Origin of the sequence: Paenibacillus camelliae (genome assembly GCF_023715345.1) — a bacterium.
In the GTDB taxonomy this organism is placed as follows: domain Bacteria; phylum Bacillota; class Bacilli; order Paenibacillales; family Paenibacillaceae; genus Pristimantibacillus; species Pristimantibacillus camelliae.
In genome coordinates this window covers 314,918-340,263 of record NZ_JAMBNY010000002.1, presented here as the reverse complement: position 1 = coordinate 340,263, position 25,346 = coordinate 314,918, and the positions used below count along the sequence as shown (strand labels likewise).

At 42.5% G+C, this 25,346-nt stretch carries 25 protein-coding genes and 1 other annotated feature; of the genes, 19 read left to right on the top strand and 6 right to left on the bottom strand.

Annotated elements, in window-relative coordinates; translation table 11 throughout:
* Window positions 1–129: 129 nt before the first annotated feature.
* The 7 genes from M3180_RS07750 to helD all read left to right on the top strand — a co-directional run bounded on the left by M3180_RS07750 (window position 130) and on the right by helD (window position 9,307).
* The gene (locus tag M3180_RS07750; protein ID WP_251666732.1) at window positions 130–630 is read left to right on the top strand and encodes a YpuI family protein; all 501 of its coding nucleotides are present in this window, start codon (window positions 130–132) and stop codon (window positions 628–630) included.
* Window positions 631–683: 53 nt separating this feature from the next.
* Window positions 684–896 (top strand): DUF1540 domain-containing protein, encoded by a 213-nt coding sequence (locus tag M3180_RS07745; RefSeq protein ID WP_251666731.1) that lies wholly within the window; start codon window positions 684–686, stop codon window positions 894–896.
* A gap of 5 nt (window positions 897–901) precedes the next feature.
* Window positions 902–1,357 carry a hypothetical protein gene (locus M3180_RS07740; protein ID WP_251666730.1) on the top strand — a complete coding sequence of 152 codons (456 nt, stop codon included), beginning with the start codon at window positions 902–904 and terminating at the stop codon, window positions 1,355–1,357.
* Window positions 1,358–1,470: 113 nt separating this feature from the next.
* Window positions 1,471–3,471, top strand: a complete 2,001-nt coding sequence (locus M3180_RS07735; protein WP_251666729.1) for a stalk domain-containing protein — start codon at window positions 1,471–1,473, stop codon at window positions 3,469–3,471.
* Between the two features lie 265 nt (window positions 3,472–3,736).
* On the top strand, window positions 3,737–4,519 hold the full coding sequence (locus tag M3180_RS07730; protein WP_251666728.1) for an ABC transporter ATP-binding protein: 783 nt from the start codon (window positions 3,737–3,739) through the stop codon (window positions 4,517–4,519).
* Window positions 4,492–7,020: a poly(ethylene terephthalate) hydrolase family protein gene (locus M3180_RS07725; RefSeq protein WP_251666727.1), complete on the top strand. Its 2,529-nt coding sequence runs from the start codon at window positions 4,492–4,494 to the stop codon at window positions 7,018–7,020. Before M3180_RS07730 ends, M3180_RS07725 begins: the two co-directional genes overlap by 28 nt.
* Window positions 7,001–9,307 carry an RNA polymerase recycling motor HelD gene (gene helD / locus M3180_RS07720; RefSeq protein WP_251666726.1) on the top strand — a complete coding sequence of 769 codons (2,307 nt, stop codon included), beginning with the start codon at window positions 7,001–7,003 and terminating at the stop codon, window positions 9,305–9,307. The genes M3180_RS07725 and helD overlap by 20 nt, the downstream gene beginning before the upstream one ends.
* Window positions 9,308–9,396: 89 nt before the next feature.
* Here the strand turns inward: helD and M3180_RS07715 are convergent, their stop codons facing one another.
* A complete protein-coding gene (locus M3180_RS07715) occupies window positions 9,397–9,720 on the bottom strand; it encodes a hypothetical protein (RefSeq protein ID WP_251666725.1) in 324 nt (107 codons plus the stop codon).
* Window positions 9,721–10,246: 526 nt separating this feature from the next.
* Between M3180_RS07715 and glgB the strand changes: the two genes are divergently transcribed.
* The 5 genes from glgB to M3180_RS07690 all read left to right on the top strand — a co-directional run bounded on the left by glgB (window position 10,247) and on the right by M3180_RS07690 (window position 17,985).
* Window positions 10,247–12,181: a 1,4-alpha-glucan branching protein GlgB gene (gene glgB / locus M3180_RS07710; RefSeq protein WP_251666724.1), complete on the top strand. Its 1,935-nt coding sequence runs from the start codon at window positions 10,247–10,249 to the stop codon at window positions 12,179–12,181.
* Window positions 12,182–12,194: 13 nt separating this feature from the next.
* Complete coding sequence (locus tag M3180_RS07705; RefSeq protein WP_251666723.1) at window positions 12,195–13,355, top strand: glucose-1-phosphate adenylyltransferase; 1,161 nt, start codon at window positions 12,195–12,197, stop codon at window positions 13,353–13,355.
* Window positions 13,356–14,471 (top strand): glucose-1-phosphate adenylyltransferase subunit GlgD, encoded by a 1,116-nt coding sequence (gene glgD / locus M3180_RS07700; RefSeq protein ID WP_251666722.1) that lies wholly within the window; start codon window positions 13,356–13,358, stop codon window positions 14,469–14,471.
* Between the two features lie 102 nt (window positions 14,472–14,573).
* On the top strand, window positions 14,574–16,001 hold the full coding sequence (gene glgA, locus M3180_RS07695; RefSeq protein WP_251666721.1) for a glycogen synthase GlgA: 1,428 nt from the start codon (window positions 14,574–14,576) through the stop codon (window positions 15,999–16,001).
* A 19-nt stretch (window positions 16,002–16,020) separates the two neighbouring features.
* On the top strand, window positions 16,021–17,985 hold the full coding sequence (locus M3180_RS07690; RefSeq protein WP_251666720.1) for a glycoside hydrolase family 15 protein: 1,965 nt from the start codon (window positions 16,021–16,023) through the stop codon (window positions 17,983–17,985).
* Window positions 17,986–18,011: 26 nt separating this feature from the next.
* On the opposite strand, the gene M3180_RS07685 is transcribed toward M3180_RS07690, so the two are convergent.
* The 5 genes from M3180_RS07685 to M3180_RS07665 are packed head-to-tail and all read right to left on the bottom strand — an operon-like array spanning window position 18,012 to window position 19,975.
* Entirely contained in the window at window positions 18,012–18,434 is a 423-nt protein-coding gene (locus M3180_RS07685; RefSeq protein WP_251666719.1) for a spore germination protein GerPE, read from the bottom strand.
* A 48-nt stretch (window positions 18,435–18,482) separates the two neighbouring features.
* Window positions 18,483–18,689 carry a spore gernimation protein GerPD gene (locus M3180_RS07680; RefSeq protein ID WP_251666718.1) on the bottom strand — a complete coding sequence of 69 codons (207 nt, stop codon included), beginning with the start codon at window positions 18,687–18,689 and terminating at the stop codon, window positions 18,483–18,485.
* 9 nt (window positions 18,690–18,698) lie between these two features.
* Entirely contained in the window at window positions 18,699–19,526 is an 828-nt protein-coding gene (gene gerPC, locus M3180_RS07675; RefSeq protein WP_251666717.1) for a spore germination protein GerPC, read from the bottom strand.
* Between the two features lie 21 nt (window positions 19,527–19,547).
* Window positions 19,548–19,754, bottom strand: a complete 207-nt coding sequence (locus tag M3180_RS07670) for a spore germination protein GerPB (RefSeq protein ID WP_251666716.1) — start codon at window positions 19,752–19,754, stop codon at window positions 19,548–19,550.
* Window positions 19,754–19,975 carry a spore germination protein gene (locus M3180_RS07665; RefSeq protein ID WP_251666715.1) on the bottom strand — a complete coding sequence of 74 codons (222 nt, stop codon included), beginning with the start codon at window positions 19,973–19,975 and terminating at the stop codon, window positions 19,754–19,756. Before M3180_RS07665 ends, M3180_RS07670 begins: the two co-directional genes overlap by 1 nt.
* A gap of 134 nt (window positions 19,976–20,109) precedes the next feature.
* Between M3180_RS07665 and M3180_RS07660 the strand changes: the two genes are divergently transcribed.
* From M3180_RS07660 to M3180_RS07630, 7 genes are all read left to right on the top strand, one after another.
* Window positions 20,110–20,520, top strand: a complete 411-nt coding sequence (locus tag M3180_RS07660; protein WP_251666714.1) for an Hsp20/alpha crystallin family protein — start codon at window positions 20,110–20,112, stop codon at window positions 20,518–20,520.
* 66 nt (window positions 20,521–20,586) lie between these two features.
* Window positions 20,587–20,790, top strand: coding sequence for a hypothetical protein (locus tag M3180_RS07655; protein ID WP_251666713.1), 204 nt, complete (start codon window positions 20,587–20,589; stop codon window positions 20,788–20,790).
* Window positions 20,791–20,804: 14 nt separating this feature from the next.
* Window positions 20,805–21,029: a hypothetical protein gene (locus M3180_RS07650; RefSeq protein ID WP_251666712.1), complete on the top strand. Its 225-nt coding sequence runs from the start codon at window positions 20,805–20,807 to the stop codon at window positions 21,027–21,029.
* 70 nt (window positions 21,030–21,099) lie between these two features.
* Window positions 21,100–21,528, top strand: a complete 429-nt coding sequence (locus M3180_RS07645) for a Fur family transcriptional regulator (RefSeq protein WP_251666711.1) — start codon at window positions 21,100–21,102, stop codon at window positions 21,526–21,528.
* A 1-nt stretch (window position 21,529) separates the two neighbouring features.
* Window positions 21,530–21,796 (top strand): membrane protein insertion efficiency factor YidD, encoded by a 267-nt coding sequence (gene yidD, locus M3180_RS07640; protein WP_251666710.1) that lies wholly within the window; start codon window positions 21,530–21,532, stop codon window positions 21,794–21,796.
* 52 nt (window positions 21,797–21,848) lie between these two features.
* Window positions 21,849–22,092, top strand: a binding site (T-box leader).
* A gap of 39 nt (window positions 22,093–22,131) precedes the next feature.
* Complete coding sequence (gene metG / locus M3180_RS07635; RefSeq protein WP_251666709.1) at window positions 22,132–24,093, top strand: methionine--tRNA ligase; 1,962 nt, start codon at window positions 22,132–22,134, stop codon at window positions 24,091–24,093.
* Window positions 24,094–24,243: 150 nt separating this feature from the next.
* Window positions 24,244–25,290 carry a metal ABC transporter substrate-binding protein gene (locus M3180_RS07630; RefSeq protein WP_251666708.1) on the top strand — a complete coding sequence of 349 codons (1,047 nt, stop codon included), beginning with the start codon at window positions 24,244–24,246 and terminating at the stop codon, window positions 25,288–25,290.
* Window positions 25,291–25,346: the final 56 nt, after the last annotated feature.

Genomic DNA, 25,346 nt, shown 5'->3' with positions numbered 1-25,346 from the left:
TTACTTTTTCGTAAAAGGTCGTAAAATATACAGTTCGAGCCTGAAATAGTACCGTTTTATACACTTTTATGTTACGATGTAAATGTTATAGTTTTTTTTCGTTTGGAAAATGAAAGGGGATCTACCGACATGCCATCGACTAATGTGAAGTCGCTTAGTGAATCGACACGTGAGAAGCTAAAAGATGCGATAGCGATTTTAGAAAACTTCTTAAATACGCACGCATTAGAGCATCTTGTAAGTGAGGACAAAAAAGAGGAAGAGGAGCAGTTTTATAGAGGCTTTTTGGCTGATCTTCGTCATTTGCTCGTTTTTTCTGAAGTTTCTTATGAGAAGCTTGGTGTTCTTCTAAGAAGACCGAATTTTGACGTAGACTTTGCAGAGCGTGCTCTTTATGAGGTGTATCATAACGGTGTTAACGCTTTCTTTTATCCTAAAAATGAATGCTATTCTGAGGATGGTCGTTACGCTTATACAGGTCAAGATGCGATTCGCTTTCGTTATAAGCCGAAACGAGAGGCAAGAAATGTTGTAATGAGCGTTACCAAGTATTACGAAGAGCTTCGAGACGAGCTTGCATATTACGAAAGTGACTATATGACCCAGCGTCGTATGATGGGAAAAAAATAACGAGAATAAGTCACCTCATCTACAGGGCAAACTGTTGATGGAGGTGATTTTTTATGCCTAAAGGCGTAGCTTGTACTGTGTCCAATTGCTCTTTTTGGGGAGAAAATAATCGATGCTTTGCCGATGAGATTAAGATTGAAATTGATGCGCACTCAAAAATCAACACGAATGAAGAATTTTCTACCGAGCTAATTGAGTCTGAGCATAAGGATGTTGCGAAGCAATCAGCAGAAACATGCTGCCTAACCTTTGTCGCTAAGAGGTGATTAGAATGGGTAAAGGCAAACGTTTTTCACGTGGCAATAAAATTTATCGGAGTGAGCTGCCTGTAGAAACCTACAAAGGTAAGTTTCCTCATAACGATGCCATTGCGTTACAACATCAGCCCCTGCCGCCAATTGAGCATGGCGGGATTTATACGGAGATGGGTGCGGATATAACGTATGAGGAATTGAATACCCCGTCCGGCCATCGATTCACCACTTATGATGATGATGGTGACCGTCATACAAAGGTGAATGCTGCGATTGGCTGGTATGTTGGTATGATCGCACTTGTCGTGTCTGTTATTGCTTTATTTGTATGGCCATTCTGGACAGGCCTATCTGGATTAATACTGTCAGTACTAGCTTACAGGCAGGGAACACGTTCAATTGCTTGGGTGTCAGGCACGTTAGCTGGCGTAGCAATCATGATGAGCATCATACAATATTTTTCTTATGTATAGAACTAATAAAATGTTGGATACCCGTCTTAGCCTGCTTGCTAAGACGGGTTATTTATTGTTATATAAAAAAACTCCGCTTTATAATATAATTTTACAGGGAGGAGATAAAAAACATGAAGGTAAATGTAAAATTATGTATGAGTTTGATGGTTGTGATCATGTTACTGGCGATGTATATTCCTAATTCAAGCGTTCATGCAGCGGAAGTACACCATTGGAAGCATTATACAGAGGCTGTCAAGCTAATGGACAAGGGTAAATATAAGGAAGCGATAGTAAAATTAAAAGCAGCTGTAAAGCAAACTAAAAATGGAAGCTATTTACGAAAGCTGGCTGAAGCCTACGAGAAGGATGGACAGTACCAAAACGCTGCAGATACTTACTATGCTGAAGCAGATATTCATTATGCACTAGGCTTAAAAAGTGGAGATATGAATACATACTTTGCAGTACTAGCTATGGCAGATGCACTAAATACAGAAATTGAGCTGTTTATCGAGGATCAAGTGCAAGTCGTGCAGGAGTCAGGCAGCTTAGCGAAGTTTGAGCCTGATAACGGCATGTACATTGGTGCTTTTATTGAAAAAGATAGCGGAGTAGAGGCTAAGAAAGGCGAAAAGTTTGCAGCCTTTAACGAATTAACAGGAAAGCAGCACGCGATTTATTTTAACTACCATCGCTACGGAGCTAATTTCCCCCATATATGGGCGTCACAGGTTAAAGCAGCGGGTGGTGCGATTCATTTGGCAGTACAGCCCGAGGGCGGGCTTAGTGAAGTAAAGGACGATGCTAGCTTGCGAAAATTCGCTAAGGATGCACAAGCGGCAGGTGTTCCTATATTTCTTCGTTTTGCTTCAGAAATGAACGGGAGCTGGGTAACGTGGAGCGGGAATCCTAAGCTTTATATTGAGAAGTTCCGACTAGTTGCCAAAGTTATGGAGGAAGAGGCACCAAATGTTGCAATGGTGTGGTCTCCAGCGGCTAACCCGAAGCATAATATTCATGATTATTATCCAGGAGATGATTACGTCGATTGGGTAGGGCTAAGCATTTATTCAGTTAAGTTTTTTAATGGTGATGTTAAGAGTCCTGCTGATCATGTGAATCCGCTTGATTCCTTGGATTATGTATATCAAGCGTATGCTGACCGCAAACCGATAATGGTAAGTGAGTATGGAGCTACACATTTCAGTAAGGCTGGCAATACCTCAACGGTTAACTTTGCCATTACAAAGATGAATATGCTTTATCATGGTGCGAAATTAAAATATCCACGATTGAAAAATATCAATTGGTTTAGCCTGAATACATTAACGGATTCACATAGCGCTGAGCGCAGCTTAAACAATTTCAGTCTTACAGAAAACAGCTCATTACTAGGCGCATATAAAAATATGATTAAAGATCCATATTATCTAAGTCGAGTGACTCCATTAGCTGAATCCAAGAAGGTATTAGCTCAAAGTGTTGTTCCTATTGAGGATCAAGCGGTTCGTGGCACGAATAGTAAAGTGATTGCATGGGTAAAAACATACGATCCTTACATTAGTAAGGTTGTTTTCTCACTTGATGGCAAACAAGTGGCTGAGAGTAAGCAATATCCATATCAATGGAAAGTTGACACATCAACCTTGTCTCCAGGTGCTCATAAGCTAAAGGTTACCGTATATGACTCAAAGGGACGAATAGCATCTAGCAAGCAGAGTACCATTATGGTCGATACCTCTGCTGACAAGCTTAGTAAGGATCAATACGCACTATATATTAATGAAAAATATGTGTATACGGCAAATGGAAAAATAAAGCTTCCAGTTGCGCCATATACTAGCCAAGGCCGTACACTTGTGCCGCTGCGCTTCATCAGCAATACGTTAGGTGCAGATGTGAAGTGGAACAGCAAAGACAAGTCGATTACGATTAAAGGGAAATCAACGATCGTGCTAACGGAAGGTAGTCAAACCGTAACGGTTGATGGAGTGAAAAGTCAATTAGAGGTTCCGCCTGTATCGATTAAAGGCACGACATTTGTTCCACTCCGGTTTGTCAATGATAAGCTTGGTGGTAAAGTGAGCTATAATAGTAAAAAAGGTCAAATTATTGTAACGAAGTCGTAATGAACGTTTTTTGCACTAATCCCATTCATTAGCGAGCAAGTATTGCTGGATGCTGATATGCATCCTCAATACTTGCTTTTTTATTCGATTAGTTATGAGTAACTAATCGAAGGGTAAATAAAGTTATTTTAGATGAGTTGCATCTTAGCTAGATCTAACTGATCTATGAGGCAGTTTCTTTTGTGTTGCATAAGGACTTGAAAAGTAGTGACTACACAGTGAACGTGGTAGAATAAGAAGAGCTTTTGTTAAGGAGGCACATTATATGATAATTGATTTACAGCATATTCATTGGGAACGTGAAGAACGTACAATTCTGCAGCAAATTCATTGGCAGGTTAAAGAAGGAGAACATTGGTGTTTGCTTGGATTAAATGGGTCTGGCAAAACATCTTTACTTAATATGGTGAACGGCTATCAGTGGCCGACAAGCGGTAAAATTTCAGTATTAGGTCATGAATTTGGCACCTACGATTTAAGAGAGCTCCGTAAAGAGATAGGCTGGGTCAGTACCTCTATGCAGCAGAGATTATATGGCAGCGACATGGCAGTCGATATCGTGCTGAGTGGCAGAGACGCATCCATTGGCATATATGACACACCAACTGCTGACGAACGTGACGCTGCATTGAAGTGGTTGTCTTCTATGGGCTGTGAGCATTTAGCAAAATCACCTTATCGTACATTGTCTCAAGGAGAGAAGCAAAGAGTACTAATCGCTAGAGCCTTAATGAATAAACCCAAGCTGCTTATACTTGACGAGCCGTGTACAGGCTTGGATCTGCTTGCACGTGAGCAGCTGCTTAATATGATTACAGAGCTAAGAGGTCAAGAGCAGTGCCCAACGTTAATCTATGTAACCCATCATGTGGAAGAAATTCTACCTTGCTTCACACATACGTTGTTATTGAAGGATGGAAAAATCTTTGCGAGCGGAACAACTGAGGAAGTGCTTACTCAGCATACGATGTCGAGCTTTTATGAAGTGCCAATCCATCTTGAAAAGGAGAATGAAAGATATTGGTTAACGATCAAGAAGCCATCCTAGAAGAGGGAGTTGCTTCCTTGTCGCGTAAGCAAAGGTTGATTCGATGGATTAAGAAGAGGTTTCATATAGCAATTGCCATCCCAAGCAGGGCGAATCAAGCAGCTTTGACCGTTTTTTATGCAGGATTATGTATGGAGATGGCCTTAACCATTCCAGGTCTACCGACAGGACTTGGTCTATGGGCTGATTATGCGATAATCGGTACAATTTATGTGTTAGCTTCTGCAGTTTTAGTGTTAGGACTTTATTTTATATTTTCGTTTTTTTATTTGAGGTCAATAGCTGGTTGGGTAACGGGAATTCTAGGGATTATTCTGCAAACAACGATTATTTTTGAGCGAAGCAATTGGGGATGGAAAGCCATATCGATCACGAACATCATCATTGTTAGTGCACTTGGTTTGCTTGCATTGCTTGTTTCATATTTATACGCATATCGAAAAAAATCATTGCCTACCGTTATCGCAACGGTAGCCTCGCTACTATGTATTGTCTTTTCTGGGCTTGCTATCAAAAGCTACTGGGATAACGTACAGAAAGCAAAATACATCGCGCAGTACTCTGCTGTATTGCTGCAGGATGCTTCCGCAATGGAAGAATATAGTGATGCAGATCAAGAAACTGCGATAATGGATTCGGAAGATTCAGATAAAGTAGATCTATCCGTAGATGAAGAAGAGGTAGAACAGCAATTAAAGCTTCAACCGCTAGGTATACAGCTGGCTGAGCAAGGTGAATATTCCTTTACTCATTATCGCTATCATTCTGATCCAAGCTGGGACACGGATGATGATTCTTCTACGCTCTATGTCCCATCAACAGATGGATCGACCGTATTAAAGGATTGGTCATGGACGAAGGAACAGTATTGGGGATTTACAGAGCAGGAGATTCCAATGAAGGGACAGCTGTGGATTCCAGAAGGAGAAGGACCTTTTCCAATCGTTTTTATTATGCATGGTAACCATCTAAGTGAGGAGGACTCCTCTGATGGATATGGATATCTTGCAGAATTACTTGCATCTCATGGGATGATCGTCAGCTCAATCGATGCAAACTTTTTAAATTATTCTGTATGGTCTGGAATCGTTGATGATGATCAGCTGCTGCGCTCATGGTTAATGCTTGCTCATATGAATAGCTTATATGATGAAGAATTTCCTGCAGATTGGAATCATGTCGCGTTAATTGGACATTCGCGAGGCGGTCAGGCAGCTGCGATGGCTGTCGATGCTCGTAAATGGCTAATCGATGACATTCCGGTCGTATCAGTCCTGGATAAGGTGAACATTCAAGCGGTCGTTGCCGTAGCACCTACAGATTATCGTGTTGACAGTAAGCAGGCTTATTTGCGTAATGTTAACTATTTAAACTTGCATGGCACGATGGATGCCGATCTAACCGAGTCCTATGGTGAGCGTCAGTATGAACGAACGACGTTTTCTAGGGCTGGTCATTTTAAAGCGAGTGTTGAGATATATCATGCGAATCATGGACAGTTTAATACGGTGTGGGGAAAGTACGACGAAAATTTTCCGGGTGCATTAGCGCTTAATACTGCAGATCTCATGAATGGTGAGGATCAACGTCAGGCTGCCAAGCTGTTCATACACAGCTTTCTACAGGCAAGCTTTACTGGCGATACGAAGTACGAGGCAGTATTCCAGGATTATCGGACAATTGGTGAACAGCTGCCTTTAACAGGCTATGTGAGTCGTTATAGCAGCTCGAATACGAAGCAATGGTATGATTTTGAGAAGCCTTTCACGCTCGGCGCAGATAACGATACCTCGTTGACGGCGAAGACCATTGATCTGAAGGGCAGAAGTGGCGGAGATAAGCAGAATCGCGTATTATGGGTGAACTGGGAAGAGGCGGACAGTGTGCTAACTCTCCCTATTGAGCATTTGCCGTACACTAACCATGAGCGTCAGATCAGCTCAATTGTTGTTTCGCTAGCTAGGGCAGAAAGAATGATGGACCCCGAAGAGGAAGAGAAACTTTCTGAAGAATTGCAGAATTCGCAGAACCTAGCGGATCAAAATTCAATGAACTTAAAAAGTATAAATGCTGCTGATTCGGAGAATAGTGTCGTTGAGGCAAATCGTGATAATGATAACATAGAGCAAGCTGATGATGCAGAAGCTTACACAGGACTTCAGCTTCAACTGAAGCTAAAGGCTGGACACTGGGGAGAGCAAACATTTGATCTTGAGCCCTTTTATCATATTTTACATCCTGCCGCACATGATTTTACGAAGCAAGAATGGCTGGAAGAGAATATAAAGAAAGGGAAATACGATGTTTCAGTCGAACCTTTACTACAGACGTACGTCATTCCGATTTCACTGATTGAGCAAGAGTACCCAAGAGATGGTGTGCTATTTGCGTCAGATGTAGAATCAATTTCATTTATATTTAAGCAAGAGCAGGGAAGCATGATAATAGACGCACTAGGCTATATCACAGAAGGAGGTACTTATGTCGAATATGCCAGATGATTATGTTGAGGAACAGCAACGAGTAGAGCAAGTGACGGAGCTGATACGTAGTCGATTAGAGAAAATTACCGATGTAACCGGAGATATTAAATCTGAGATCGTAGATATTAAACGCAATTTCTGGGAGGATGTAACTGTAAACTTCGAGGATGCTGCGGAGACAGCAGAAACATATGCCAGCATGAAGCAGCAGGCAGAGCTGCTTTCCGAGCGTGAGCGCAGTGAACGGCTGTTAAATGATCAAGTAAAGCTTCTTCATAAGCTAGAAATGTCCCCTTATTTTGGACGTATCGATGTGGCTGAGGAGGGTGAGCCGGTAGATGCAATTTATCTTGGTGTTGGCTCTCTACTGGATGATGAAAATGATAAGTATCTAGTATATGATTGGCGTGCACCAATTTCTAGCGTGTACTATGATTATGGCCCCGGCCCAATCTCCTATCGAACGCCGAATGGAACGATTAGGGGCGAGATGACGCTAAAAAGACAATATATTATTCGATATGGTAAGCTCCTTTCCATGTTCGATACAGGTGTGACGATTGGTGATGAAATCCTGCAGGATGTGCTTGGCAAGCATTCAGACGCACAGATGAAAAGCATCGTTGCTACAATTCAGCAGGAGCAAAATGCTATTATTCGTAATGAGCATGCAAAGCTGCTTGTTGTTCAAGGACCTGCGGGAAGTGGAAAAACGTCAGCAGCGCTTCAGCGTGTTGCTTACTTACTTTACCGTTTTCGTGAGTCTTTAACTGCTGAGCAAATTGTTCTATTCTCTCCTAATCCGATGTTTAACAGCTATGTATCGACCGTATTGCCTGAGCTTGGTGAGCAAAATATGGAGCAAACGACGTACGGTCAATATCTAGAGCATCGTTTAGGCAAAGCATTTGAGCTTGAAGATCAATTTCAGCAATTGGAGTATTGTCTAACCGCTTATGACGACCCAGATTATGAATCGAATATTGCAAGCATAAAGCTCAAGGGCACAGCAAGCTTTATGACCTACATCGATCAATATGTAGAGAGCCTTGGACAGGAAGGAATGCAGTTTAAGAGTATTGTATTCCGAGGAAAGGTGCTTATCTCCAAGAAGAAAATTACAGAGATGTTTTATGCGCTTGATTCAAAGCTAAATATACCGATTCGTTTGCGTGATCTGACGAATATGCTCCTAAAAGAGCTTACAGCGTTGTCAAAGGAGGAGCAAAAGGAGAGCTGGGTCGATGAAGCATTAGAGCTTTTAGATAATGAGCAATATGTAGAAGCGTTCCAGCATCTACGACAAAAGAAGAAATTTACGGAGCAATCCTTTAATGATTATGAGGCAGAGCGTAACTTTCTAGCCGCTCGAATTGTGCAGGAAAAATTTAAGAAGCTTCGTCGACAGGTTAAGCTGTTAAAGTATATCGATATGCCTATGATCTATACTTTAATGTTCCAGCAGGAGCAGGTTCCAAGTGGAGTTTCGCCAGAACTATGGCAAAGCATCTCTACGTTAACGATGGAACGTCTTATTAACAAAGAGATGCCTTATGAAGACGCAACGCCATATTTATATTTAAAGGAACGATTGGAAGGTTTTCATACAAACACTTCGGTTAAATACGTCTTTATTGATGAAGGACAGGATTATTCGCCTTTCCAGCTTCATTATTTGAAGCGAATATTTCCACGGAGCCGAATGACTATCGTCGGAGATATCAATCAAGCAATATTCATTAATACGAGTATGCTGGATCAATTTAATCCATTAGATGGCTTATTTGATGCTAGCGAGACGGAATATATGTCACTGCTTAGAAGCTATCGCTCAACCCAGGAGATTGTAGAATTTACATCTAAAATTATTGATGGCGGGGATCAAATCATTCCATTCAATCGACATGGGCAAGAGCCTGTCGTATCAATCATTGAAAATGATGACGCCTATGATAAAGCGGTAGATGAGCTGCTACAGCGCTGGTTAAGAGAAGGCTTTTCGTCGATTGCGATTATATGCAAAACAGCTCAGGAGTGCAGCGAAGTGTATGAACGCTACTCCGATCGCTGGAAGACGCTTAAGCTTATTGATCAAGAAACAGCAACGTTTGAAAAAGGAATTATGGTTATTCCTACGTATTTAGCCAAAGGCGTAGAATTCGACTGTGTGCTCATATATGATGCAAGCAGAAACAGCTACGAGCTCGAAAGTGAGCGTAAGCTGTTCTATACCGCATGTACACGCGCGATGCACGAGCTAGTGCTGTTTTCTTCAGGCGAGCTCACCCCATTTTTAACAAACTAAATAAAGCTAATCTATTAACAAGCCGCTAACGATACAACGTTTGTTGTATCGTCAGCGGCTTGTTTTTGTATACTACAACCTTGCAAGCACTAATGATGATTGAATATCCGATACTGTCCATTATCTTCGATTGCGATGGACTCCTTGGAAGAAGATCCCCTGATCTCATAAATATTGCTACCAGCTGGATAAGCATTTGCTTCTCCGTTGTTTTTCGGAAAAGTAGATACATTTTTACTAATCGTTCCTATTTTATCTCCGATTTCAGCTTCAGAAATAAAGTCACCTGATCCCAAGTAAACATTGTCATTCCACTGTACAGCTGCAGGATAATCCTCTACTCCACGAGCACAACATGTAAGTATCATTAGAACCATCGTAACAATAATGATCATAATAATTTTATGCTTCATTCTTAATCCCCCCTGGATCACAGAGCTTCGAAATCTACTAACAAAAGAACTCAAATGTCCAAACACTCTAAGGAGTAATGGCGAGATTACATCGCAGAAACAGCCCAATATGAGCTCCAGCCAAGTGATGGTGTGAGAACATCACAGAAACGCCCACGAAGATACAACCCCACAGGAGTAATGGTGAGAGTGGAAAAGCGCAGCGGTTGCCTTTGTACTCCGATTTCTACATTTAATTCACATCTAGAAATCGGAGGGCAACAGCAATTGTAACCTCACTATTTACGGAGCGCTGAAATCGGAGGGCAACAGCAATTGTAACCTCACCATGTACGGAGCGCTGAAATCAGTGGACAACAGCAATTGTAGCCTCACTATTTACGGAGCGCTGAAATCAGAGGGCAGCAATTGTAGCCTCATCATTTACGGAGCGCTGAAAATATATGTAACAAACCTTCATGTATTGCTGCTTATCATAATATACATCAGTATGGGTAAGTTTGTAAGTTGGCATGGAGGAGAATCAATGAAGAAATCGTATTGGGGTATCTCACTAGATGAGCTGTATCTATTTAACTGCGGCTTATCACACCATAGCTACCGATTCATGGGGGCGCATCCGATGAGCTGGAATGGTCAGCAGGGCGTCCGATTTGCTGTTTGGGCACCGGAGGCAAGGCAAGTAGCAATAGTCACAGATGAAATAGGCTGGGATACCGAAGGAATACCGTTGACACGGGTAGGCAGCACAGGCATACATATTGGCTTTATGGAAGGCATGCAGCAAGGCACACGCTACAAATACCGAATCCTTACGGCTAACGGAGATGTTCTGCTAAAAAGTGATCCGTATGCATTCTATAGCGAACGAAGACCGAATACGGCATCGATTGTCTATGGCCTGAATGACTTTGAATGGTCCGATCAAGCGTGGTATGAAAAACTGCAGCAAGCTCCTTCCTATCAACAACCACTATTAATCTATGAGGCACACGCTGGCTCCTGGAGGATAAAAGGAAAGGAGCATTACTATACCTATGAAGAACTAGCTGATCTTCTTATTCCTTATGTGATTGAATGGGGATATACGCATATTGAATTACTGCCGTTAATGGAGCATCCGCTTGATCAGTCATGGGGTTACCAGGTGACGGGGTTTTACAGCCCAACAAGCCGCTACGGTAATCCAGATCAGCTGAAGCATTTCATTAATGAGTGTCATAAGCAAGATATCGGTGTCATCTTGGATTGGGTCCCTGGCCATTTCTGCAAGGACAATCATGGCCTGCGATGCTTTGATGGCAGTCCGATCTATGAAGGGGCTGACTGGAAGCGGGCGGAGCTGCCGCTATGGGGAACGCTTAGCTTTGATTACGCGAAAAGTGAAGTAATCAGCTTTTTACTATCTAACGCCATCTATTGGATAGATTCGTTTCATTTTGACGGTTTACGGGTGGATGCTGTTGCAACAATGCTTGATCTCCATATGGACAAGCCGCCAGAGCTTCACACCTTAAATGAAGATGGCGGAAGACTCAATCTGAACGCTATACGCTTTCTCAGAACATTGAACGAAACCATCTTTCATTATTACCCCAACATATTGATGCTTGCGGAGGATTCATCCTCTTTTGCTGCTGTGACGAAGCCAACGGATGTGGGGGGACTCGGATTCAACTATAAATGGAATATGGGATGGATGAACGATATGCTGCGTTACATGTCCATGTCTCCAGAGGAGCGTACAACACATCATCATCTCATTACCTTTTCGATTTGGTACGCATTTTCAGAAAACTTTGTGCTTCCACTCTCACATGATGAGGTCGTACATGGCAAACGATCATTGCTAAATAAAATGTGGGGCAGCTATGAACAGAAATTTGCCCAGCTTAGAATGTTTTACGGCTATTGGATCACTCACCCGGGAAAAAAACTGCTATTTATGGGTGGGGAATGGGGCCAGTTTGATGAATGGAAGGATCAGCATATGCTGGATTGGGAGGTGCTGCAATATGAATCGCATCAAAGCATGCATCGCTATGTTAAGGAACTGAACCATCTATACCGTAATCAGCCTGTGCTTTGGGAGAACGATTTTGAGCCGGAAACGTTCCATTGGATAGATGTGAATAATGCAGCTCAATCACAAATTTCTTTTATTCGCAAAAGCTCACATGGTCTTTTGCTCATCGTGGCCAATTTTTCGGAGAACCATTATCACCATTATCGAATTGGAGCGCCTTTGTCAGGTATATATGAGCTGCTTTTGCATAGTAATGAAGTCAAGTATGGTGGCACGACAACGGTTGTACATAGAGAAATTCATAGTGAACAAGTGCCCATGCACGGTCAACCGCACAGTATTTCAATAGAGTTGCCTCCATTTACATGTTTGCTTTATTCCTTTCAAGAGAAGGAGAAGCAAGTGGAAGATAAAAATAACGTAATTAATTTGTAAGGGGATGATGTTCATGGTTCGTAAAGAAATGATCGCAATGCTGTTGGCTGGTGGGGAGGGAAAACGATTAGGTGTGCTGACAAAGGATTTGGCTAAGCCAGCCGTATATTTTGGTGGGAAATATCGGATCATTGACTTTACCTTAAGCAACTGTGTGCATTCAGGATTGGATACGGTAGGTGTCCTTACTCAATACCAACCGCTCGAGCTGAATCGATATTTAGGAATAGGCTCGCCTTGGGGCTTAGATCGAAGAGACGGCGGTATGACGATATTACCTCCATATATGCAAAAAGCAGGAGGAGTTTGGTATAAAGGAACGGCAAATGCTATCTATCAAAATATCCCCTACATTGAACGCTACGAACCAGAATATGTGCTCGTTATCTCAGGTGATCATATCTATAAAATGGACTATGAGCTAATGCTGCAGCATCATAAGGAGAGGAATGCAGCTGTCACCATTGCTGGCATCGAAGTGGATTGGAAGGAAGCCAGTCGCTTTGGGCTGATGCATATCGATGAACATAACCATATTACTGGATTCGAAGAGAAACCAAAAATTCCTACGAGCAATCTCGCTTCGATGGGTGTCTATATCTTCGATTGGAAAATACTAAAAAGCTATTTAATTGCGGATGAGAATAATCCGATGTCCACGAATGATTTTGGCAAGGATGTCATTCCAGCTATGATGAACGATAATTTGCTGCTAAATTGCTATATCTATGACGGATATTGGAAGGATGTCGGTACGATTGACAGCCTGTGGGAAGCGAATATGGACTTGCTAGAGGATCAACCTTCACTTGATCTAGGCGACCCGCAGTGGCGAATTTACTCCGTTAATCCGAATCAACCTGCACAATTTATCGCAGCAAATGCAAGCATTACATCCAGTCTAGTCTCAGAAGGCTGCTTAATAGAAGGAGACATTAATCGTTCCGTTCTATTTTATGGAGTAAGCTTGGGCGAGCATTCGACGGTAACGGAGTCTGTCATTATGCCAAGAGTGAAGATTGGCAAGCATGTCCAAATCCACCGAGCCATCATCGGAGATGGAGCGATTATTGAGGATCATGCCGTAATCGGCTCCCCGGATAGCAAAGAGATAACCGTTATTCCTGTTGGAGAGCATGTAAAAGCGCGAGAGAATTTAATGGGGGTGGAATAAATGAATAAGCAAAAAATTATGGGTGTTATCAATCTTATCCATGAAACAGATGAACTGGATAAATTAACACACGGGCGCTGCACTGCTACTGTTCCATTCGGCTCTCGCTACCGATTAATAGATTTCACTTTATCCAATATGGTTAACTCGGGCATTGGTGAGGTTGGTATCTTTGTTCATCAACGTTACCGCTCATTAATGGATCATATAGGTAGCGGGAAGAGCTGGGATCTGCAGCATAGAAAGAGCGGTTTGTTTGTTTTGCCTCCCATTACAGACGATGTACAGGAGCTAAGCAGAGGGGATTTGTTTCATTTTTATCAAAATCGAGACTATTTTTTACGGTCAGCACCGGAATACGTATTAATTACAAGAAGTCATATGGTATGCAATATAGATTATCGCAGAGTGCTTGAGCAGCATATTGCTAAACAGGCAGATATTAGCGTCGTCTGCTCTCATAGTACGGAGCCAGTGCTTGGAAAAGCAAGAAAGGTTCGAATGGATGAAAATGGGCTGATCACGGAAATTCAAGATTCCTACGGCAGAATGGTTAGTGATCATTACAATATGGAAATGTACCTCATGAAGAAGGAGCTTCTAATGGACCTGGTTGAGACATCGCTAGCGAAGGGGCAGGATCATTTGGTTCGCCATGCAATTTTCTCTAGACTGAACGAGCTTAACGTTTATGGCTATGTACATGATGGCTTTCTCGCTATTGTCAATACGATAAATAGCTACTATGGCAATAGTATGAAGCTGCTTGAGCCTGAAGTTTGGCGTAGTTTATTTACTGAGCCTGCGCCTATTTATACGAAAGTAAAGGATGGGCCGCCAGCACGATATACGAATAATGCTGATGTGTCACGATCGATTATTGCAAATGGTTGCCTCATCGAAGGGAAGGTGCATAACAGCATCCTATTCAGAGGAGTACATGTTCACCCAGGGGCTGTTGTGGAGGATAGCATCATTATGCAGAACGGAATCATACTACCGAACAGTACAGTAAAATGCAGCATTTTCGATAAGGACGTTGTCCTTGAGGAGAATCGTGAAGTGAAGGGCGTAAGCTCAGGCCCATACTTGGCAGGGAAAAGAAAGGTCATCTAGCGCATGATATGAAAGTCATCAATTGACTCGAAACGTATTCCTAGCAATAACTGCCGTGTACTGCGTAGCGGCTATAGAGATAAGAATAGGAGGGCAGTGTGGATGAATGTACTGTTTGCAACATCCGAGGCTGTACCCATTGCCAAAACAGGCGGACTTGCTGATGTGGCAGGAGCTCTTCCGAAGGCACTTAAGGAGCTGTCGGTCAATGTATCTGTCGTCATGCCCAAATACGGACTAATTAAGGATGAAGTATTGCAGCATTTTACTCAAATCGCCAATTTTGAGGTCGGATTTGGCTGGCGTAATCAGTATGTCGGCCTGTGGAAGGGTGAGCTTGACGGCATCACCTATTATTTGATCGACAATGAGTATTATTTCAAACGCGGTGGCTTGTATGGCTATGGGGATGATGCGGAAAGATTCGTATTTTTTAGTGTTGCTGTATTAGCAGCTGCATTCTATTATGAGCAAACCTTTCAGCTTGTTCATTGCAACGATTGGCAGACCGGACTTATACCATTTTTATTAAAGCAGCGTTTTGCGGATCATGAATACTGGGCGAAGGCAAAGAGTGTGTTTACAATTCACAATTTGATGTATCAAGGGATTTACGGAATCGAACAATTGAAGGAGCTGCTAGGAGCTGGTGACGAATGGTTTACGGCAGTAGGGTTGGAGTTCTACGGTGATGCTAGCTGCTTGAAAGCAGGAGTGCAGTTCGCAGATAAGCTAACAACGGTAAGTCCGACGTATGCATTAGAGATTCAAACCGCATATTATGGCGAGCGTATGGATTCCTTGCTCAGTTATCGTAAAGAAGATCTAATTGGCATTGTTAACGGCATTGATACCTCTATTTTTAATCCAATGAATGATCCTCATATTAAGCTACCTTATCGTCATTCCTTGCAACGCAAGCGTAAAAATAAGCTCGATCTGCAGGAGGAGATGTCTTTGCCAGTTGATGAGACGATTCCATTGATTGGCTTAGTATCTCGATTAGTCGAGCAGAAAGGGCTTGATCTGGTCATTGCTACGCTCGATGAACTGCTACAGGACAATGTGCAAATGATTGTGCTTGGAGCGGGCGATGAAAAGTATGAGCGCTACTTCTATGAGGCCTCACTTCGCCATCCAACGAAGTTTCGGTTTTGGCTTGGATACAGTGATCGAGTCGCAAGCCGTATCTATGCAGGAGCTGATATGTTTGCGATGCCATCGAGATTTGAGCCATGCGGGCTTAGTCAGTTAATTTCTCTGCAATATCGAACTGTCCCTATTGTACGTGAAACAGGAGGACTGAAGGATACCGTCCTACCCTACAATGAATTCACAGCAGAGGGTAGCGGGTTTACATTTGCCAATTACAATGCACACGAGTATTTGGTTACTGTTCAACGTGCTGTCCGCATCTATCAAGATGCTGAGGTATGGCAGCGCATTGTAGATAATGGCTCCCGTGTTGATTACAGCTGGAGCAGCTCCGCGAAGCAATACAAGACATTGTACGAACAGCTTATATCATAAGAATTGGGGGAAAGTCTGTATGGCTCGTCACTTGGTCATTGGCAACGGTAAAATGCTCATAAATATGGATCAGCATGGCTTTATTCGCGATATTTATTATCCATATGTAGGTCAATTAAATCATGTCGGGGGACATTATTGCAGAGTCGGGATTTGGGTGCAGGGAGAGTTTAGCTGGCTCGATCACTCGGAATGGAAGTTTGAGCTAGATTATGTAGAGGATTCTCTTGTTACAAATATTCGTGCTAGGCATGATCGACTGGGGATCGAGCTTCAGATCAACGATGGTATTCATCAGAGGGAATGCATATATCTAAAGCAGATCACGATACGTAACCACCGAGATAAAGCACGCGAAGTCAGGCTGTTCTTTCATCAGGATTTGATGATTGAAGGAACAGAGGTTGGTGATACCGCACTGTATTACCCTGATAATCAGACCATCGTTCATTATAAAAGGTCGAACTACTTTATGTTTAACGGCTTAACGGATGAGGGAGGAATCGTGCAGTACTCCACAGGGGTGAAACGATTCAATACGGCGGAAGGCACGTGGAGAGACGCAGAGGATGGCGTGCTGATGGGTAACGGCATTGCACAAGGCTCAGTAGACAGTACACTGTGTCTAAAAACTACGGTAGACGGCGAGAATGAAAAAACAGTATTTTACTGGATGTCGATTGCACAAAACCTTGATAAGGTAAAGGAGCTCGATCACTATGTAAGGGAGCATCATCCAGAACGTTTGCTTAGCCGTGTCGTAGTATATTGGCGCCACTGGCTGGAGCGTGCTGAATCCGATCTGGGCGACCTGCCTCCACAGGTTGCGAAGCTGTTTAAGCTCAGCCTACTGATCGTTCGAACACAGACGGATGAGCATGGCGCGATAACTGCAGCGAACGATACTGATATTCTGCAGTACAATCGTGATCATTACAGCTATATGTGGCCACGAGATGGCGCACTTGTTGCTGATGCGATGTCACTAGCAGGGTATCAAAGCATGATTGCCCCATTCTTCACCTTCTGTGCCAATGCCATTACTAGTGAAGGTTATTTGAACCACAAGTATAATCCTGACGGCACCGTTGGCTCCAGCTGGCATCCATTCATCGTTCAAGGGAGTGAAAGACTGCCTATTCAAGAGGATGAAACTGCACTTGTGTTATTTGCTTTATGGCAGGATTACACTAGACATCAAATTATTGAGCTTCCTCAAGGCTTATATTCGAAGCTTATTCGTCACGCGGCTAATTTCCTAAGCAGCTTTATAGAGCCTGAGCTGAATCTCCCTAAGCCAAGCTATGATCTATGGGAAGAGCGTTACGGCATATGGACATACACTGTTGCAAGTGTGTATGGCGGATTAATGGCAGCAGCTAATTTCACGGATTTGTTCGGTGATTACGAGCGAAGCGATCATTATCGCCGCACTGCAGAGAGAATGAAGCAAGGAATGCTGGAGCATTTATGGAATGAGGAAGCAGGAAGATTTGCTCGAGGCTTGATTTATAAGGATGGCAAGTGGGTAAAGGATATGACGCTGGAAAGCAGTATGTTTGGAGTGCTGGATTTTGGAGTATTGGCCGTTGATGATGAGCGCGTGCAAAAAACGATGAAGTCAATAAAGCAAGGCTTAAGAGTGAAAACAGAAATTGGCGGAATTGCACGCTACAAAAACGATTATTACTTCCAGCAAACGAGTGATATTGATCGTATTCCAGGCAATCCTTGGATTATTTGTACGCTTTGGGTTGCGAATTTTGAGATTCAAACAGCTGCTAGTCTAGCAGATCTGGAAAGTCCGAAGCGCACACTCGAATGGGTGACTAAGCATGCGCTGCCGAGTGGTATTCTACCTGAACAGCTGAACCCCTTCGATGGGAGTCCGTTATCTGTTGCACCACTTACATGGTCGCATGCGACACTTGTTCAATCTGTCTGCAAGTACGCTGCTAAATATAAAGAACTGAAGCGGTTATAAGTAATAAGGGATGCGAACCATACATGCTATTGGTTCGCATCCCTTTTATTAGGTAATACGTATTGGATTATTGCCTTTTGCCGGTTTTCAGCAACTAGTCTTCGGCCATTGCCAAGCTGAATATTGCCTGCTTGAGAGTTTGATATCACCTTTATCGTGTCAACCTCAATTGTATGAAGTTGATTGGGAAGCGGGGCGAGCTGTGCCATATAAGCGTGCTCTGTTTTTCCCTGTGGCAGCAGTGATTCCAGTTCAACTACAGGCCTAGTAAATAGAGAATAGTGCTCAAATAGAGGCTCATCGGCTCCATAGACCGAACGATTACGCTCAATGGACATCGATTGATTGTATAAATAGCTATGATCACGATCTCCTACTTGAATGATAGAGCTGGTTGAATTACTTAAAACATTTAATAGCTTTACATTAACAATCGTATCCTTACTCATAGCTCCTCCATTAAGGCGTCAGTGCATGAAAATGAATGTGTGCTGACTCTATTTGATGTTTCTCTTATGTCCATTCTTCACACTCCTGTTTAATGAAGGGAAAGGTCCAATCTGAATGCCAGACTGCGGTGTCTCAAGTGTTGAATAAAGCATCACTTGATCGTTGTCCCCAATTTGTAAATTAGAGCTTGCGGACAAGTCGAGCACATCGATCGCCCCGACCTTTAGCTGTTGATGATGAATATGAATATTCATAATAATGATCTACTCCTTATTTTCTTGACTTAATCGATACAAATATTGATCGATCGCACTTTCAATGTCAGCGAGGGTGAGCTTAATTAATTGCTGCTGGAGCTCTTCAATTTCTATACTCTCGTTTTTGCTTTGCTGCACATCAAAATAATAATGAACACGAGCTGTAAGCTGTCTATCCAGGTCTTCGATAATAAGCTTTTTATGTTCTTCATTGATGTCGAGCTGAAGCAGGGAGCTCTGTCTGTCAATGTAAGAGTCGAAGCGCTGTTGAAGCGACAAGCGTATATGCTCGATGCATGTATTAATGAGCTGCCCATCACTTGACGACGTATCATCATTCTCTACTGCAGACTGTCGTTTGTTTTTTGGCTCTGCTGAACCCGCAGCATATTGTTGATGCAGTCGGTTCTTTAATCTTGTATTGGGCTTGGCTACATCACGTGGTGAGCTCGGTGTTGATCTTTTGAATGATGGATTAGCTGAATCGTTGCCGTTGGTATTGTAGGGGAAAGGTGGTGCAGCATTGGCGTTCTGCTGCTGCATGACAAAGTCCTCGATCATCATCGGCAATTGCTCGGGATTGCTAGTGGATAATCCAATTTGCAATGAGCCTTCTAATGTATCCACCTTTAATTGATCAAAATGATATTCGATTTTTTCTACATGATATATCGGTGAAGAATGCTCTTGCATGGCAAGCTGCTGTTTGATTCGTTGTAGCTCATGCTCCAGTCTTTCAATCGTCTGCTGCTGCTCTTGCATGCGTTGTTCTATGCGAATGGCCCACTGCTGCCAAGCATGAAGCGGATTAGAAGGAGGATCAGAGTTGTACATATCAATCAGAGCCCTTCTGTATTAATTTGGATTCGGCAAAGGTACAAGTGAGGGACTGAAAAAATCTTCAGGTTCAAATTCGTCGTATGTTGAACCGGGAATCGGCTGCCCCGTTACATAGGAGGCAGCATTTATCCCGCCAGATGTACCAATTTGAAGCATCGAGCTATTACTTACCGATTCAATTCGTATCGTTCCAACATAGATATGCTGCTGTACATTAAACATTATGAAGAAGCTCCTCCCAGGTTCGAATCAATTTCATTATCGAGCGTATTCGTTGCACTCATCCCCGAATTGGAGTTCGCTAGGCTTCCTGTTATAAATGAACCAGCTCCTGCAAATGTTTTTGACGCACTATTAGGTGTGACTCCAACCGCATCTCCGAATTGAACCACTCCTCCAGAACCGTTACTGACGATATTGACGAATCCTACAAAGGCTGGCATAGCCTCACCTGCTTTCCACATTTTATAGTAGTCTATGCATCAAATGCCTAGTGGTGACAATGTTTGAAGGTTAGGTGCCCACTTCAAGCGACATGCATATGCTATATAAACATTAATCAAAAGAAGGTGAGGAAATGAATAATTGGTCTGAATTGCAGAAATGGTTAACGACAACAAACTTTGAAAAAAGTATGGAGGCATTAAAGGATATACCATTCGTAGAGCAGTTTTTTAATAATATGAAGTCTGGCTCGAATGAAGAGCGATCCGCTCTAAAAAACTATCGATTTAAAGAAGGAAAAGAGTATCTTGATGTGCTATATGAGCTGCCAGCTCATACCAATATCGAGGATATAAGGCTTTATATTCGTGAGGATTATGTACGGATTGAAGGATTGCCAGATGAAACGATTGAGATGATTAAGCTGCCAAGGCTCGTAAAAGCAAGGAATTGTCGAGCCAAGCTAGTAAACGGTGAGCTGTATATTCGTCTAATGAAAAGACCAAGGTCAAGAAAATTTTATGAGCATCACATTCAAAACTAGCTATTAAAGTCATGATCTAGTATAATGTCTAGTGATTGTCATACGTAATGTGAGGGAGTGTACACATTGTCAGTCGTAGATGTTAGTGCTGTATCAGCGGACTTTTTTATACTTGCAGTCGTTTTTATTTTGCTTATTTTTGGTTTGCTTAGCTTTGGGATATTAAAGATGTTTCAACAGCGCTTCCGTACAGGTTGGTTCAGCTTTGCGGGTGCGATCGTTAGCTCTATCGTATTTATCGTAATCATTAATGTATGGTATGTGCAATAGACGGAGGTGGCATTATGAACTTAACAGCCGCATGGTTTGTTATTAATATCTTTTTTGTCGCTTCGTTTATTGTTACGCTTTTTATGCATCGTGCTGTAATGATGTCTGCTACGTCACCCGGCGATTCTAGCCGTAACAAAAAGCTTAAAATAATTCGCAACAGCTTTATTGTAGCAACTGCTATATTATTCGTAGCGATGAGTGCGACTTTCATCAGCAATATGTATATTAATGGCTAAGCTCTCTTTCTAATTAGAGAGCTTTTTGTTAATGATAGAATATAACGTGAATTTTGATGGAGGAACCGTTATGCAGACGATAGAAGAAATTGTTTCTCTTATGTCATCGCAAGGCTTAAGAGTAACAGATCAACGGAAAACGTTAGCAAAATTATTTTTTGAGACGAAGGGCTATCTATCCCCCAAGGATGTTTATGATTATATGGGAAAAACGTATGCTGGTCTTAGCTTTGATACGGTATACCGCAATCTGAGGGTGATGGAGGAGCTAGGTGTTATTGAACAGGTGATGTTTGAGGATGGCGTTAAATTCAAAATCCATTGCCGTGAGCATGATCACCATCACCATATGATTTGCCTGGATTGTGGTGCAACGTATCCAATCAAGTTCTGTCCGATGGAGCAAACGGACGTCCCAGCAGATTTTAAAGTGATGCGTCATAAATTTGAAGTCTTCGGTCAATGTAAGGCATGTGCCTTGCAAGAAGGAGAGCAGTAAGGTGAGTAAACCTAACGCTTCCTCGCTTGCAGCAAAGCTGGCAAAGGCACCTATCTATGGCTATCGCCGGTTTATATCGCCGTTAAAGCCACCAACGTGCCGCTTTTATCCAACTTGCTCGGCTTATGGACTTGAGGCGATCGACAAGCATGGTGTGCTCGCAGGCTCGTGGCTGACGATTAAGCGAATCTGTAAATGCCATCCTTTTCATCCAGGTGGAATAGATTACGTACCAGAGCCTAAGACTAAGCAAGAACATAACAACTAGTTATGTGCCTGACTTGACTTTCATACACATATTTTTTATATTTAATTTATATCATGAGCCAATGAAGAGATGAGTACATTAGAGGAGCCGTATAGAGAGTACGGTGCTTGGTGGAAGCCGACGGGCAATGCTAATGGAAGATGGTCTTGGAGGCACTTTTTTCGAGCATAGGTTGTAAGGGAAAAGCGTAGGTCTGCGTTAAAGACAATACCTATCGGTGTAATGAGCAAGCGCTGCAGCTTTGCAGTGTCTTGGAAATTGGGTGGTACCACGTGAGTTAAACTCTCGTCCCATGTTGGACGGGAGTTTTTTGTATTTAAAAATAAGGAGGGGTTATGATGAGCCATAACAAAAGCTTTTACATTACGACACCAATTTACTATCCAAGTGATAAGCTGCATATTGGTCATGCTTACACAACAGTAGCAGGGGATGCGACTGCACGTTATAAGCGTCTGCGTGGCTATGATGTATGGTACTTAACAGGTACGGATGAGCATGGTCAAAAAATTGAACGCAAGGCACAAGAGAAAGGTCAAACGCCTAAGCAGTTTGTTGATGATATCGTTAAAGGGATACAAGAGCTTTGGAAGAAGCTTGAAATCTCCAACGATGACTTCATTCGTACAACAGAGGATCGTCATAAAACGGTCGTTGCGAAAATTTTTCAGCAGCTGCTAGATCAAGACGATATCTATAAAGGAACTTACGAAGGCTGGTACTGTACACCTTGTGAATCCTTCTTCCTTGAGCGCCAGCTGCAGGATGGAAACTGTCCAGACTGTGGACGCCCAGTTGAGCTTGTTAAGGAGGAAAGCTACTTCTTCCGTATGAGCAAATATGCAGACCGCTTACTGAAGCATTATGAAGAGCATCCTGAATTTATTCAGCCAGAATCCCGTCGTAACGAGATGATTAACAACTTCATTAAGCCGGGCCTAGAGGACTTAGCTGTTTCACGTACGACGTTCGATTGGGGCATTAAAGTTCCGAATGATCCGAAGCATGTCATCTATGTTTGGATTGATGCGTTAACGAATTACATTACAGCCATTGGCTATGGTGATGAAGAAAAACAGCAAATGTTTGAGAAATATTGGGCAGCTGATGTGCATCTGGTTGGTAAGGAAATCGTACGCTTCCATACGATTTACTGGCCAATTATGCTGATGGCATTAGGACTTCCGCTTCCTAAAAAAGTATTCGCTCACGGCTGGCTTTTGACGAAGGAAGGGAAAATGTCGAAGTCCAAGGGCACCGTTGTTGATCCGGTTGTATTAATTGATCGCTACGGCTTGGATGCGCTTCGTTACTACTTGCTGCGTGAGGTGCCATTTGGTTCAGATGGTGCATTCACACCTGAGAATTTTGTTGAGCGTATTAATTTTGATCTTGCAAATGACCTTGGGAATCTTCTCAACCGTACCATTGCGATGATCGAGAAGTATTTTGATGGAGTTATTCCAACATCGATTACAGCTTCGACTGCCTTTGATGCTGAGCTTGAGAAATTTGCAAAGCAAACCTTGTTACAGGTTGAGACTGCGATGGAGAACATGGAGTTTTCCGTTGCCTTGACGGCAATTTGGCAATTCGTTAGCCGTACCAATAAGTACATCGATGAAACACAGCCATGGACGCTTGCTAAGGATGAAGAGCAGCGCGACCAGCTTGCATCTGTAATGAATCATCTTGCAGAATCACTTCGTTCGATCAGCATTATGCTACAGCCGTTCCTTACTCATGCACCACGTCAAATTTGGGAGCAGCTTGGTATTGCAGAGGGTGTGTCAACCTCTTGGGATACAATCGGAAGCTATAGTACGATTCCAAGTGGCACGAAGGTTGTTAAGTCTGCACCGATCTTCCCACGCCTTGATGTTGAGGAAGAGGTTACTTTTATCGCAGAGTCCATGAGTGGTGGTCAAAAATCGTCAGCGCCAGAGCTAGAAGCTAAGCCAGATGATCTAAAAGATGAAATTGGCATTGAGGACTTTTCTAAGGTCGAGCTTCGTGTCGCTCAAGTGTTAGCAGCTGAGCCTGTGCCTAAAGCTGATAAGCTATTAAAGCTGCAGCTTGATCTTGGCTATGAGCATAGACAGGTTGTCTCAGGTATTGCTAAGTTTTATAAGCCTGAAGAGCTAGTTGGTAAAAAAGTGATTTGTGTTACCAATTTGAAGCCAGTTAAGCTTCGTGGCGAGCTGTCTCAAGGTATGATTTTAGCTGCATCGAAGGATGATCAGCTAACGCTTGCAACGGTTCCCGATAGCATGCCTAACGGTGCAATCGTAAAATAAGAAAAAGTATGAAAAATGAGTATATTGCCAAAGCTGGCAGTATACTCATTTTTTTAATCTTAATAGTTGACATTACGATTAAGAGAGAATATAATCAAAATCGTAATAGTAACGATTACTATTAGAGATGAAAATTAGGAGAAGAGAACCGTGAAAAAGAGAAACGTAAAAAACAAAGCTTTATCATTTCTCATCATTATGATCCTTGTTCTTATGACAGCATGTGGAAATAACGAGCCAGAAGCTGCACAGGATGCACAGGATAACAAGATTAGTGTCGTAACCAGCTTTTATCCCATCTATTATATGACATCTGCAATAGGCGGAGAACATGTAAAAGTTACAAATTTAATTGCAACGGGAATCGAACCACATGATTGGTCTCCTAAGAGCAAGGATTTGTTAACCGCATCGAAAGCCGATCTATTACTCTATCATGGTGTTGGACTTGAAACCTGGATTGATAATTTTAAGCAAGGACTTGAGCAAGACAGCAATGTCGATGTAAAGGAAGTCAGCACAGGCATAGAATTGATTGACACGACTGCAGATGAGGATAGCCATACACATGCAGAAGCTACATTAGATGAGCATGAAGAACATGACCATGATGCCGGTGAGGAAGCAGCTGAAGAGCATGATCACGATCACGGTCATAGTCACAGCCATAGCCATGGATTAGATCCTCATACTTGGGTTTCACCCAAATCTGCTTTAATTCTAGCAGAAAATATAAAAAATAGTTTAGTGGAAGTAGACACAGAGCATGCAGAAGCATACGAGCAAAATTATGAAAAGCTAAAATCCGATATTATTGAGCTAGATACAAAATATGAGGAACAGCTAGCACAAGTAGAAAGACGCACGATCGTCGTTTCCCATCAGTCATTTGGTTATGTAGCAAGAGATTACAATTTGGAGCAAATCTCTATTATGGGCTTATCACCAAGTGCAGAGCCTCGTGCTCAGGATATTAAGCGCATTGCAGAGCTTGTGAAGGAGCAAGGTGTTAAGGTAATATTTTTCGAAGAGCTTGTTTCAGATAATTTAGCTAAAATGCTAGCTTCCGAGGCTAAGGTTGATACGAATGTCATTTATTCATTGGAAGGCTTAACGACGAAGCAGGAGCAAGCGGGTGAGAACTACCTCACTTTAATGGAACAAAACTTGCAAAATATAGTTGAAGCATTACAATAGATATATTGGAAAGTGGAATGGCTACGGAGCTTGCTTATAGAAGCTCCGTTTTGCTG